12 protein-coding genes are annotated in these 12,718 nt (G+C 72.3%); 6 read left to right on the top strand and 6 right to left on the bottom strand.

What is annotated here, in order from left to right; translation table 11 throughout:
- Positions 1 to 434: 434 nt before the first annotated feature.
- Positions 435 to 1,679, bottom strand: coding sequence for a sensor histidine kinase (locus tag BEK98_RS27185; RefSeq protein WP_244202004.1), 1,245 nt, complete (start codon positions 1,677 to 1,679; stop codon positions 435 to 437).
- Positions 1,680 to 1,769: 90 nt separating this feature from the next.
- Positions 1,770 to 2,903: an ABC transporter substrate-binding protein gene (locus BEK98_RS27180; protein ID WP_094219298.1), complete on the bottom strand. Its 1,134-nt coding sequence runs from the start codon at positions 2,901 to 2,903 to the stop codon at positions 1,770 to 1,772.
- A 269-nt stretch (positions 2,904 to 3,172) separates the two neighbouring features.
- Between BEK98_RS27180 and BEK98_RS27175 the strand changes: the two genes are divergently transcribed.
- From BEK98_RS27175 to pqqB, 6 genes are all read left to right on the top strand, one after another.
- Positions 3,173 to 4,678, top strand: coding sequence for a purine-cytosine permease family protein (locus BEK98_RS27175; protein ID WP_094219297.1), 1,506 nt, complete (start codon positions 3,173 to 3,175; stop codon positions 4,676 to 4,678).
- Positions 4,675 to 5,235, top strand: a complete 561-nt coding sequence (locus BEK98_RS27170; RefSeq protein WP_094219296.1) for a cysteine hydrolase family protein — start codon at positions 4,675 to 4,677, stop codon at positions 5,233 to 5,235. Before BEK98_RS27175 ends, BEK98_RS27170 begins: the two co-directional genes overlap by 4 nt.
- Positions 5,232 to 5,939 carry a GntR family transcriptional regulator gene (locus tag BEK98_RS27165; protein ID WP_094219295.1) on the top strand — a complete coding sequence of 236 codons (708 nt, stop codon included), beginning with the start codon at positions 5,232 to 5,234 and terminating at the stop codon, positions 5,937 to 5,939. The genes BEK98_RS27170 and BEK98_RS27165 overlap by 4 nt, the downstream gene beginning before the upstream one ends.
- Positions 5,940 to 6,073: 134 nt before the next feature.
- A complete protein-coding gene (locus BEK98_RS27160; protein ID WP_094219294.1) occupies positions 6,074 to 6,469 on the top strand; it encodes an SseB family protein in 396 nt (131 codons plus the stop codon).
- A gap of 34 nt (positions 6,470 to 6,503) precedes the next feature.
- On the top strand, positions 6,504 to 7,616 hold the full coding sequence (locus BEK98_RS27155) for a hypothetical protein (RefSeq protein WP_094219293.1): 1,113 nt from the start codon (positions 6,504 to 6,506) through the stop codon (positions 7,614 to 7,616).
- A 59-nt stretch (positions 7,617 to 7,675) separates the two neighbouring features.
- Complete coding sequence (gene pqqB / locus BEK98_RS27150; protein ID WP_244202003.1) at positions 7,676 to 8,572, top strand: pyrroloquinoline quinone biosynthesis protein PqqB; 897 nt, start codon at positions 7,676 to 7,678, stop codon at positions 8,570 to 8,572.
- Positions 8,573 to 8,687: 115 nt separating this feature from the next.
- Here pqqB and BEK98_RS27145 read toward each other — a convergent pair whose 3' ends face one another.
- The 4 genes from BEK98_RS27145 to BEK98_RS27130 form a co-directional block, all read right to left on the bottom strand.
- The gene (locus BEK98_RS27145) at positions 8,688 to 9,086 is read right to left on the bottom strand and encodes a MarR family winged helix-turn-helix transcriptional regulator (protein WP_094219292.1); all 399 of its coding nucleotides are present in this window, start codon (positions 9,084 to 9,086) and stop codon (positions 8,688 to 8,690) included.
- Positions 9,087 to 9,159: 73 nt separating this feature from the next.
- On the bottom strand, positions 9,160 to 9,510 hold the full coding sequence (locus BEK98_RS27140; protein WP_094219291.1) for a VOC family protein: 351 nt from the start codon (positions 9,508 to 9,510) through the stop codon (positions 9,160 to 9,162).
- A 120-nt stretch (positions 9,511 to 9,630) separates the two neighbouring features.
- A complete protein-coding gene (locus tag BEK98_RS27135) occupies positions 9,631 to 11,943 on the bottom strand; it encodes an ABC transporter permease (RefSeq protein WP_094219290.1) in 2,313 nt (770 codons plus the stop codon).
- Positions 11,940 to 12,647: an ABC transporter ATP-binding protein gene (locus BEK98_RS27130; RefSeq protein ID WP_094219289.1), complete on the bottom strand. Its 708-nt coding sequence runs from the start codon at positions 12,645 to 12,647 to the stop codon at positions 11,940 to 11,942. Before BEK98_RS27130 ends, BEK98_RS27135 begins: the two co-directional genes overlap by 4 nt.
- Between the last annotated feature and the right edge of the window lie 71 nt (positions 12,648 to 12,718).

The following is a 12,718-nucleotide window of genomic DNA, read 5'->3' as shown; positions in this document are numbered from 1 at the left end:
GTTCGTCGGCCTGTGCCTGAGGGCGTGTGGGCGCCCGGGCCGCGTGTGAGGCGGTGTCGTGGGACGGCTGCCGGGACTGTGGGCGCGGGCTGACGGTGACTGGAGCGGGTTCGCCGGGCTGTGCCTGAGGCCGTGAGTGCAGGTTGGCGGTGAGTGGTGCGGGTTCATCGGCCTGTGCTCAAGGCTGTGCGAGTGCCCGGGCCGCGTGTAAGGCGGTGTCACGGGACGGCCGTCGAGGCCGTGGGCGCAGCCTGACGGCGACTGGAGCCGGTTCATCGGGGCGTGGCCGAGGCCGTGTGAGTGCCCGGGCGGCGAGTGAGGCGGAGTCATGGGACCGCCGTCGAGGCCATGGGCGCAGCCTGGCGGCGAGTGGTGCGGGGTCACCGGTTTGTGCCCGACGCCAAGGGCGCCGCCGGACCGCGACGGGACCCGCCTCATCGGACCGCCGCCGAACCCACCGGCACCGCCGGACCCGACCGCGCGCGCACCGGCAGCACGGCCCGGACGCGCGTGCCCCGGCCCGGGGTGCTGGCGACGTCGAGTTCGCCGCCGTACGTCCGCAGCCGTGCCCGTGCCGACGGCAGGCCGTAGCCGCGGTCGGGTGCGGACGTCGTACCCGTGAAGCCGACGCCGTCGTCGTGGACCTCCAGTTCGACGCGGTCCGGGTGGTGGTGGAGGGTCACCAGGAGGCGGGTGGCACGGGCGTGTTCGCGGACGTTGGCCAGCAGGCCCCGGGCCACGCGCAGCAGGGTGGTGGCGGACGGTTGGTCCAGGTCAAGGTGGTGCGCTGCGGTCGAGCGGAACCGCACCAGTGCGGCGGTGCCGTCCAGTTCCGCGCGGGCGCACAGCAGTCGCAAGGAGGCTTCCAGGCCGGCCTCGGCGACCGTGGGCGGGGTGAGGTCCCGGATGATCCGGCGGGTCTCGGCGAGGCCCGCGTCCAGGCCGTCGGCCACCGCGCGCACCCGCGTACGGGCCACCTCCGGCCGGTCCTCCCAGTCCCGCTCGGCCGCCTGCAGCAGCATCAGGCTGCCGGACAACTCCTGGGCGAGCGTGTCGTGCAGATCCCCGGCGATGCGCGCCCGTTCCTCCAGCACTCCCGCCCGGCGCTGCTCGCGCGCCAGCACGTCCCGCGTGCCGCGCAACTCCTCCACCAGCCGCTGCCGCTCCGCCGCCTCCCGCTGCTGCCCCCGGTACAGCGCCACCGTGCCCCAGACGGCCGCCACGGGAACCAGCACCGTCTCCGCGTCGAACCCGCCCGCGCCGCCGCTCAGTTGCCCGACGAGCACGACGGTGACCGCGCCCACCGCCACCTTGGCCGCGTGGTGCCCGAGCGCCCGCAGGGCCGCGCACGCGAGCGGCACGGCACACCAGACGTACGCGCCGGTCAGCGGGCGCGGGGCGAGGAGGACCAGCACGGTCCACAGCAGGAGCAGCGCTGCCACCCAGGCGTGCCGGGCGCCCGCGCCCAGCCGGCCCCACTGCGTGAGACCGGCCGCATAGACGCCCGCGAACAGCGCGCTGACGGTCACCATGTCCCAGCACAGCGCGGAGTGCATCCGGAAGAGCCGGACCAGTGCGGCCGCGACGACGATGAAGAAGACGAGGTGCGCGACGGGTTGCAGCGCGACACGGACGCCGAGAGCCGCGGGCCGAACGCGGGCGAGGCCGGGGCCGGACACGGCACACCCCCTGGACGAATGATCCAACAGGGCGTCCGAGTCTATCCCCAGCCTGTATGACCGGTGTGAAGGCCGCCGCCCGGCCGCCCGTTACGCCCCCGGGTGCAGCCCGAGCCAGCCGGGTGTCGGGTCGCCCTTCACCTCGCCGAAGTACAGCGCGAAGGTCTGCTTCCAGCGCTCGACCGCGGCCCGGTCCGCCATGAATCGCGGGAAGCCGTCGAGATCGGCATCGGGGTACTCCCAGACGGGCTTCAGGCTCCCCGCGGGAGTGACGTCGGTACGTACCGACCAGCCGTTGAACGACGCCTGCTGCCGCTCGGCCGACAACTGCCAGTTGAGGTACAGCTTCGCGGCCGTCGGATGCGCGGCCCGCCGGAGGATCGCGGCACGCTGGCCCCAGGCCATGAACGGGTGCCCGTCGGCCACCACGAACCGCACCGGCGACGAGGCCGGCGCGGTCAGCGACCCCGAGCCGCCGACGCCGATCGCCTTCTGCCCGGCGCGCACCGCGTCACCGGGCGAGTTGCTGCCCCGCGCGAACCGCACGTCCTGCGCGGCGAGCCGGGCCACCCAGTCCCAGCCGTAGCGCTGGACGTAGCGGGAGTAGAGGAAGAGGACCGCGTCGTCGTCGTGCGGATACGAGGAGGCGATCCGCCCCTTCCACTTCGGGTCGACGAGATCGAGCGGGCTGCGCGGCGCGTCCGAACCGACCGCCGCGGGGCCGTACATGAAGCTGAAGGCGATCACCGCGACGGCGACCCAGGCGCCCTGCGGATCCCGGAAGGCGTCGTACAGCTTCGAGAACCCGGCCGGCCGGTACGGCAGCAGGCGGCCCTGCTCCTTCCAGCGGACGAAGTCCTGGAGGGTCTGCAGCTGGACGACGTCGGGGACGAGGGTGCCGGTGGCGAGCTGGTTGTCGACGCGGACGTCGTGGTACTTGCTGTAGTCGACGATCAGCGTCAGGTCGATGCCCGGGAAGCGCTCCTTGAACGCCGCCTTGGTGCCGTCCTGCTGGGTCGGCGTGTCACCGCCGGCGTAGATGACGAGCCTGCCGCCCTCGGCGAGGGCGTCCCGGTACAGCTCGTCCAGCGTCCTGTCCTCCTCGGCCACCGCGGTCCGACGGGCTGCCGCGGCCGGGGTCGTGGTGGCGCCGAGGGCACCGATGCCGAGCGCGGCGCCGGCACCGGTGGTGAGGACACGGCGTCTGCTGGGGAAGCGGGGCATGCTGACGAGACCTCTCTCAGGGGGGAGTGTGCGGAGCCCCGGCGCCGTGGGCGGCGTCCAGTCTCGCGCGGTTCCCGAGGGCCGCGCGTCGTGCGGACGGACGGATGAGAGCCACAGGCGGTGTAATCCCCGTTCAACCGAACGGTTGACTCGACCGTCCGGCCCGCCCGCACCTTCCCCCTGCGCCCCGCGACTTCCCTTGCGCCCCCCGACGCACCGACCTAGCCTCGACTGGACACGTCTGGACAGGTGGGGCAGGTAGGTGGGCGATGACGCATCCGCAGGAATCCCTCGACAGCAGATCCACCGGCCGCCAGATCCAGCTGGAGACGCACGGACTCGACGTGATCGGGGACGCGGAGCGCAAGGGCACCCCGCGCACGCTGTTCTGGCCCTGGTTCGGTGCGAACGTCTCGGTGCTCGGCCTCAGTTACGGCGCCTTCGCCCTCGGTTTCGGCATCTCCTTCTGGCAGGCACTCGCTGCCGGCGTGCTCGGCATCGTCGTCTCCTTCCTGCTCTGCGGCTTCATCGCGGTCGCCGGCAAGCGCGGCTCGGCGCCCACCATGGTGCTCAGCCGGGCCGCCTACGGAGTGCGCGGCAACCGGCTGCCGTCCGTCATCTCCTGGATGCTCACCGTCGGCTGGGAGACGGTCCTCACCGCCCTCGCCACCATGGCCACCGCCACCGTCTTCGGACGGCTCGGCTGGGGCGGCGGCACGGAGACCAAGGTGGTCGCCCTCATCGTGGTGGCCGCGCTGACCGTGGTCGGCGGGGTCATGGGCTTCGACCTGATCATGCGCCTGCAGACCTGGATCACCGTCATCACGGGCGTGCTCACCGTCGTGTACGTCGGCCTGGTCGCCGACCACATCCACTGGAGCACGGTCAGCGCGATCCCGGCGGGCACCGCCCAGGAGTTCATCGGCGCGCTGGTGTTCATGATGACCGGCTTCGGGCTCGGCTGGGTCAACGCCGCCGCCGACTACTCCCGCTATCTGCCCCGCAGTTCGTCCAGCCGGGGCGTGATCGGCTGGACCACTTTCGGCGCCTCCGTCGCCCCGCTGCTCCTGCTGGTCTTCGGCCTCCTGCTGGCCGGCTCCTCCGAGACGCTGAGCAAGGCGATCGCGGCCGACCCGATCGGCGCGCTGACCACCATCCTGCCGACCTGGTTCCTGGTGCCGTTCGCGGTGGTCGCCGTCCTGGGCCTGGTGGGCGGCGCCGTCCTCGACATCTACTCCTCCGGCCTGGCCCTGCTCTCCGCGGGTCTGCCCGTACCCCGCTATCTGGCCGCCCTCTTCGACGGCGTCCTGATGATCGCTGGCTCCGTCTACATCGTCTTCTTCGCCGACAGCTTCCTAGCCCAGTTCATGGGCTTCCTCACCACGCTCGGCGTGCCCATCGCCGCCTGGTGCGGCATCATGCTCGCCGACCTCGCGCTGCGCCGCCGCGACTACGACGAGGGCGACCTGTACCGCCCGCACGGCCGCTACGGCGACGTACCCCTGCTGCCGCTGCTGCTCACCCTCGGCGCCACCGCCGTCGGCTGGGGCCTGGTCACCAACACCTCCGCGAGCTGGCTGACCTGGCAGGGCTACCTCCTGGAGCCGTTCGGCCTGGGCGGCAAGACGGGTGCCTGGGCGTACGCCAACCTCGGCGTCCTGGTCGCCCTCGCGCTCGCCTTCCTCGGCACCCTGATCCTCGGCCGGGGCCGGGTGCGCGAGCAGGAGGCCCAGGTGCCGAGCCCGTCGCCGAACAAGGGGGTGTACAGCACATGACCTCCGCCACCCCCGGGCTGCTGGCCGTCATCGACATGCAGCGTGTCTTCGCCGACCCCGCCAGCCCCTGGGCCACCCCCCGTTTCGCCGACGCGGCCGCGGGCGTACGACGTCTGCTGCCGGCCTTCGGCGACCGCGTCGCCTTCACCCGCTTCCTGGCCCCCGAGCGGCCCACCGGAGCCTGGCGCGCCTACTACGCCCAGTGGCCGTTCGCGCTCCAGCCGCCAGACTCCGAACTGTGGGAACTGACGGACGAGTTCGCCGACAGCGCCGCCCACGTCGTGGAGGCCACCACCTTCGGCAAGTGGACCCCGGAACTCGCCGAGCGCGTCGGCCCGGACGGCCGCATGGTCCTGGCCGGCGTCAGCACCGACTGCTGCGTGCTGTCCACCGCCCTGGCCGCCGCCGACGCCGGCACGGAGGTCCTGGTGGTCGCGGACGCCTGCGCGGGCGTGGACGACGACTCCCACGTCAAGACCCTGCAGGTGCTGGACCTCTACCGGCCGCTGATCCGGGTCACCACCATCGACGACCTGCTCGCCGAGGCCCGGCCATGACCGGCGTCCCGCTCAAGCACCAGCGGATCAGCCGGATCCTCGCCCGGGAGATCCGCAGCGGCCGCCGCCCGGCGGGGGAGCAACTGCCCGGCGAACACGCCCTCGCCCAGCGGTTCGGCGTCAGCCGTACGACGGTCCGCGCGGCCCTCGCCGAGCTGTCCGAGGAGGGGCTGATCACCACCCGCACCGGCAAGGGCTCCTACGTCCTCTTCGACGGCGGCCCACTGGACGACGGGCTCGGCCGGCCCTGCGCACTGGTTCTCCAGGGCGTCGAGACGCGGGTGCGCACCCTTGCCGTACGCGAGACGCACGACAGCGGCCTCGCCGACGAACTCGCCCTGGAGAAGAACGCGTTCGTGTGTGTGGAGCGGACCCGGGAGCTGGTCGCGGACGGCACCGTGGTGTCGTACGAACGCAGCTACCTGCCACCCCTGTCCGTGATCCGGGAGCTGCCCGCCCAGGGGCTCGGCCAGGACTCGCTCGCCGAGGTGCTGCTGCGGGCCGGGCTACGGCCCGACCACGGAGAGCAGCGGGTCTCCGGGCGGCGGATCGACGCCCACGAGGCGGAGCTGCTGCGGCGGACACCGGGGGACTGGTTCCTCGACACGCGGCGCACCAGCCGGGCGGCCGACGGCTCCTTCGTCGAGCACGTCGTCAGCCTGCTCGACCCCGACCACTTCCAGCTGACCCTCGCCTTCGGCTGACCTGCCACGACAGGTACCCACCCGCCCCGGAATCCGCACGCATGTCCCGGGCCGCACGGGGTACGCGAGCGGAGCGCGCCCGGGCGGCTGCCCGTGCGTGTGGCCGTACGACCGCCGCTACCTGGGGATCTGCCATGGAAACATCCGCACACGACGACCTCCCGACGCCGGCCCAGCGGGCACTGGACGCGCTGGCCGTGAACGCCGAGGACCAGGCCGCCCTGGACACCCTCGCCCACAGCGACGTACTCGTCCCCGTACCGGACGACGCGGTGGACGGGGACGGCACCGACACGATGCTCGCCCTCCCCGTCCTCGAACAGGCCGGGGGTGATCCGGTCGTCCCCGTGTTCACCTCGGAAGGCGAGATGACCGAGCTGCTGCCCTTCGTCTCCCGCTACCACCTGGTACCACTCGCCGCACTGGCCGCCCACTGGCCCGACGAGGACCTCTCCCTGGCCATAGACGGCAGCTCGAAACACGGCCTGACACTCACGTCACATGGAGTACGGACACTGCTGGCAAGGTGAGCTGCAGCCAACCTTCGGGCGCCAAAATACCCCCATGGAATGGATCTCCGGAGTAGCAGGCGCACTGGTACTGGTGCTGGTCCTGACCAGCACCCTCCGCACCCTCGTCGTCCCCCGAGGCCTCTACTCCGTGCTGGTGTTCCGCCTGTGGTGGCTGCTGCGCAGGCTCCTCAGGCTCGCCGCCCCGCGCGGCGACTACCACGCCATCGACCGGGCCCAGACCTGGCTCGCCCCGCTGATGCTGATCGGCATGCTCGTCACCTGGCTCGGCGGGGCCCTGCTCGGCTTCGGCCTGCTGCTGTACGCGGCGTCCCCGCTGTCCTGGACGACCGCCTTCCGCGAGGCGGGATCCAGCCTGTTCACGCTCGGCTTCGCGAGCGGAGCCCGGCTGAAACTCTCCGTGCTCGACTTCATGGCGGCGGCCACCGGGCCCGTTCTGATCGCCCTCCAGATCGCCTACCTGCCCACCCTCTACGCCGCCTACAACCGCCGCGAACTGGAGGTCACCCTGCTCCAGGCACGGGCCGGCGAGCCCGCCTGGGGGCCGGAGATCCTCGCCCGGCAGTGGCTGGTCGACACCGAGACCGCGCTGCCCGAGCTGTACCGGGCCTGGGAGCGCCTGGCCTCGGACATGGGCGAGAGCCACTCCACGTACCCGGTCCTGCTGAGCTTCCGCTCCCCGCGGCCGCACCGCAGCTGGCTGGTCGGGCTCGTCGCCGTCATGGACGCGGCCGCCCTGCAGCTGGCGCTCGACCCGCGCCTCGCCCCGCCGGAGGCCCGCCTGGTGCTGCGCGCCGGGTTCACCGCCCTGCGCGACATCGCGCGCGTGGTGCGCATCCCCTTCGACCCCGATCCCTCGCCGGGCAGTCCGATCCGGCTGACCTTCGAGGAGTTCGACGAGGCCGTGGCCATGCTGGGGGCGGCCGGCTTCCGTGCGGAACGCAGCCCGAAGGAGGCCTGGCCGCACTTCCAGGGCTGGCGGGTCAACTACGAGGAGGTCGCGTACGAGCTGTGCCGCCGCTGCGACGCGGTGCCGGGCCTGTGGACCGGCCCCCGCGACTTCTCGGGCGGGCCCATCCCGCCGCAGCGCCCGGTGGACCGCAGGCCCGGCGCAGGACGGCCGGAACTGCCCCCCGTCCCGGAGTAGTCAGCCCGCCCTCCGACGGGAAGATCCCAGCGGAAGGTCCGGTGCATGCGAAGGAGCCGATGATCGTGAGGATCGTCCTGCTGGGCACCGCCGCCGGAGGCGGCTTCCCGCAGTGGAACTGCGCCTGCGCGCTGTGCGCGGCCGCCCGTAAGGGCACGCTTCCGTCCCGCACCCAGGAGTGCGCGGCCGTCACCGGCAACGGCCGCGACTGGTGGCTGCTCAACGCGTCACCCGATCTGCGCGCCCAGCTCACCGCCACCCCGGCCCTCTGGCCAGGCCCCGGGCCCCGGGACACCCCGCTGCGCGGGGTGCTGCTCACCGACGCGGAGGCGGACCACGTCACCGGTCTGACCGAGCTGCGCGGAGCGGTGGGCCTGAAGGTCTACGCGGCCCCGCCGGTCCGCGCCGTGCTCACGCCCGCCCGCGCCGCCCTGGACCGCTACGCCTCCTGGGAGTGGGCCGACAGCCTGGCCGACGGCGGCTTCGTGCTGTCCGGCGGACTGGTCGTCACGGCCCATCCGGTGGGCACCAAGATCCCGAAGTACGTACCGGCACAGGCGCCCGAGACCGGCGGCCCGTGGGTGACGGCGTACCGCGTCGAGGACCTGGCCAGCGGGGGAGTGCTGGTGTACGCGCCCTGCGTCGGTGCCTGGAGCCCTGTGCTGGACGAACTGTGCGCGTCGGCCGACTGCGTGCTCCTGGACGGCACCTTCTACGCGGCCGACGAGATGGGCAGTGCGGTCCCGACCGGTGCCGGGCAGGCGGCCATGGGACACCTGCCGGTCACGGGCCCGCACGGCTCACTTCAGGCCCTGGCCCGCCACCCCGGCCCGCGCCGCATCTACACCCACCTCAACAACACCAACCCGCTGCTCGACCCCGCCTCACGGGCACGCGCGCGCGTGGCCGGGCTGGGGGTGGAGATCCTGTCGGACGGGGCGGAGCTGACGCTCTGAGCGGGGTCGGCGAAGTCGGCTGTGGTTCCGCAGCGCCGCAAAGGGGCGCTGCGCGACCAGTCACGATGGCGCCGCAGACGGCTGACGGCACATCGCGGCACATCCCGCGGAGCGCTCAGCCGGCCCGTGAGGCCAGCATCCGCTCCAGCACGGCCCGCTGCAGGGGCAGTACCTCGGCGTACAGGGCGCGGCCCTTGTCCGTGAGGGCGACCCACACCCCGCGCCGGTCCTCCGCGCACACCGAGCGCTCGACCAGGCCCTCCTTCTCCAGGCGGCCGATCAGCCGGGACAGCGCGCTCTGGCTGAGATGGACCCGTCCGACCAGGTTCTGCACCCGGCACTGGTCGCCCGCCTCGGGCGCCGCGGTGGCGAGGATGTCCAGCACCTCGAAGTCGCTCGCGCCCAGCCCGTGCGGGTGCAGGGCACGGTCGATCTCGCACATCGTGTGCGCGTGCACGGTGAGGATGTCCCGCCACCGTTCCTCGAGCCGGGCGTCGGCCGTCTTGACTGCCATACCCGCACCGTAGCACCGATTCAGCCAATCGTTGAGTGTGCAACTAGTGCGGGTGCATGCGCTCGTACGAGCCTCAGGCGGACGGGTCCTGGAGGAGCCCGATCAGGTTGCCGTCGGCGTCCTTCACCGAGGCGATCAGCCTGCCGTTGCCGACGTCCCGCACGTCCTGGACGACTTCGGCGCCCGCCGCCAGCAGGGCCGCGAGCCGCTCCCGGAGGTCGGTCACGTGCCAGAACGGCACCGGTCCGGTCAGGCCCTGAGCGTGCCCGTTCGGATCGAGGCCGACATCCTGTCCCTCGGCCTTGAAACCGACGTAGTAGGGCTGGTCGGCGTACGGCTCGACGCCCAGCAGGACGGTGAACAGGGCCTTGGCCCGGTCCTTGTCCTTGACGGGGTAGATGATCGTCTGCAGGCCTGCGGTCATGGGACTCTCCTTATGAGGCTCGTGGCCCGGCGGGGTTCTCCGCCGGTGCACTTCACGCTAGGCCCCGGGAGCCCGCCCCGGCTTCTTCGATCCTGACCGGTTGCGGGCTCTCGGCCGGCCCTACTCGTTGTGCAGCACCTCGGCCACGGTGAGGCGGGCCGCGCGCCGGGCGGGGACGAGCGCCCCCACCACGGCGATCACGAGCCCCGCCAGTGCCAGTCCGGCCAGCCTCGGCGCGTGCCAGACATCCGTCATGTACGACGGCAGGGTGATGTCGATCCCCGCGGCCATCCGTGGGACAACCACCTCGTAGGCGGCGATGCCCAGCGGGACGCCCAACACCGACCCGATCACGCCGAGCACCGCCATCGACGTCACCGTCATCACCGTCACCTGGCGCGGGGTCATCCCGATCGACTTCAGCATGCCGAGATCGCGGCGCCGGTCGTGGGTGTTCAGCACGGCCGTGTTGAACACGCCGAGGGAGGCGACCAGGGCCAGCATCAGGGTGAGGGCGGTCGCGGAGTCGATGATGGTCCGGGCGCCGCTGCTCGGGCCGGTCAGTTGGGTACTGAGCCCCTTGTCGACGGCTCGCGCTGCGCGCGCGTACGCCGTCCCGTCCGCGCCCTTGCGTAGTTTGACGTGATAGGCGAACGCTTTTCCGTCCGGGACCAGCGCAGTGAACGTCGGCCAGGTGCCGGCGACCACCCGGTCGTTGTCCTGCATCAGCTCGCCGACCACGGTGACCTCCTCCTCGCGCCCGCTCTTGCGTAGCCGGAGGTGGTCACCGATGTCCACCCCGTTGCGGCGCAGGAAGGCCGAGCCGACCACCACCTCTCCCGGACGGTGCATCCAGCGGCCCCGGACGAGCACGTCGTCCAGGGGCAGGTCCGGCCCGCGCCGACCCTCGAAGATGACCCTCTGTGCGGAACCCTCGAGCCGCGCGTCCTCGTCCCCACGGGCCGTCACCCGTTCCGCGCCCGGCAACGAGCCCAGCAGCGACTGGAGTTCGGTGTCGCCGTGGACCGGCAGCACCTGCTTGCCATGGGCGTAGTTGCTTGCGTACACCGTGACGTCGTACGCACCCTTGCCGCGGTCTCCGAAGAGGGTCATCGTCGTCGCCAGACCCGTCGCGAACGTCACTGTGGTCACGCCCAGGACCACCGCGGCCAGCGTGAGCGCGCTGCGCGCGGGCCGGGCGAACGGCAGCCCCGCCCCGAGGCTCACCGACCGCGGCAACCGCAGCCCCGCGAGCGTCCGCTGGATGCCGAGCGCCCGCCCCGCACGTGGTGCGCTGCCCGCGCTGATCGCTCGTGCCGCCGACAGCCTCTGGGCCCGCACGGACGGGCCGAGCGCTGCCAGCACGCAGACCAGGGGCATGCCCGACAGGACCAGCCCGTTCACCCAGGGCGCGATGCCGACCCGGTCGTGCAGCATCCCTGAGTCCGGCCCCGTGAACACGAACTGGAAGAACGGCTTAGCCAGCAGGTTGCCGGTGAGCGTGCCGAGCGCGCAACCCAGCACGGCCGGTACGGAGACCATCACCAGATAGACGCCCAGCACCTGCCCCGGAGTGAACCCGAGGGCCTTGAGGATGCCGATGTGCCGGAAGCCCGACACCACCGCGCCGCCGACCACGTTGGCGACGATCAGGACCGCAACCAGGATGCCGAGGATGCCGAATGCCATGAGGTACGGGGCGTACGCGCGCGCGTTGCTGCCGATCCGGTGCTTGAGCGTCAGATAGTTCTGCGATCCCCTCAGCGAGCCCTTGGGCAGCCGCTCGGTCACCCGGGCCAGCCCCGCGCTCAGAGCGCTCTGCGACGACGCGTCCCGGAACCGGTACAACATCTGCGTGGTGTTCGGGTGCAGGGCCGCGATCTGGTCCGGGGCGACCCACACGTCCGCCGTGTCACTCAGATCGAACGCGAATCCGACGATGGTGAGGGTCGGCCCGGACGGCAGATGGAACTTCTTGCCGATGTCGTCACCGGTCCAGTCGGACTGCCGGTTGAGGACCATCTCGCCCGGCCGGGTCGGCCACCGGCCCGCCCACAGGTCCACCCGGTCCACGGCGCCGCCGGGCCCGGAACGGCCCACGACCGTGACCTCGCCGCCGAGACCCAGGTCCGCCATGCTGCGCGGAACGTCCACTGTCGCCTGCCGGAACGGACCGGCCACGGCCTCGACGCCGGACTTCCGCGAGGCATCCCTCAGCTGGGCGTCCGTCACCTTGCCCGGATCGATCCCGGCGACCACATGAGGCCCGCGCTGCCTGCCGAAGACATGGTCGAACGGCGCCGACGCCGCATCCACCAGCCCCAGCGCGACCACCATCGACCCCGTCGACACCAGCGTGACCAGCCAGATCACCAGCGTCTGCAGCCGCCGCCTGCGTACGGCCGCCCGCGCGGCCTTCCACACCGCCCTCATGCGGACGGCTCCAGGGTGTGCTCACCGGTCACCCGGCCGTCGGCGACCTCCACCAGCCGGCTCGCGCAGCGCCGCGCGAGATGCTGGTCGTGCGTCACGATGATCAGGGTCTGACCGATCTGGTTCAGGTCAAGCAGCAGATCCATCACCTGCTCCCCGGCCCTGCTGTCCAGGGCGCCGGTCGGCTCGTCGGCCAGCAGCAGCGCCGGACGGTTCATCAACGCCCGGGCCACGGCGACCCGTTGCCGCTCACCGCCGCTGAGGACCGCCGGGTAGGCGTTGCGGCGGTCCGCGATGCCCAGCTCCTCGAACAGCTCCAGAGCCCGCCGCCGGGCCTGCCGTGCCGGTGTCCCGGTCAACTGGGCGGCCAGGGCCACGTTGTCCAGGGCCGACAGGTCGTCGATGAGGTTGAAGAACTGGAAGATCATGCCGATCCGGCGCCGCCGGTACAGCGCGAGCCCCTTCTCGCTCAACTCCCCGACGTTCTCGCCGTGCACGACGACCGTGCCGGCCGACGGCCGGTCGAGACCGGCGATCATGTTGAGCAGCGTGGACTTGCCGCATCCCGAGGGCCCCATCACCGCGACCGCCTCCCCGGCCCGGATGTCCAGCGACACCCCGTCGAGGGCGACCGTCTCGCCGTACTCCTTGCGCACCCCGTCGAGCCGTACGACGGTGTCTCCCGTTCTCACCTCAGTGACCATGGACAGGACGCTAGAGGGCGCACCGGGACCCGGGCATCCCTCCCCGGATGGCACCCGGCGGCGGGACTCAT

It is taken from the genome of Streptomyces diastatochromogenes (assembly GCF_002242805.1).
Classification (GTDB): Bacteria; Actinomycetota; Actinomycetes; order Streptomycetales; family Streptomycetaceae; genus Streptomyces; species Streptomyces diastatochromogenes.
This window is presented reverse-complemented; position numbering and strand designations above follow the sequence as displayed.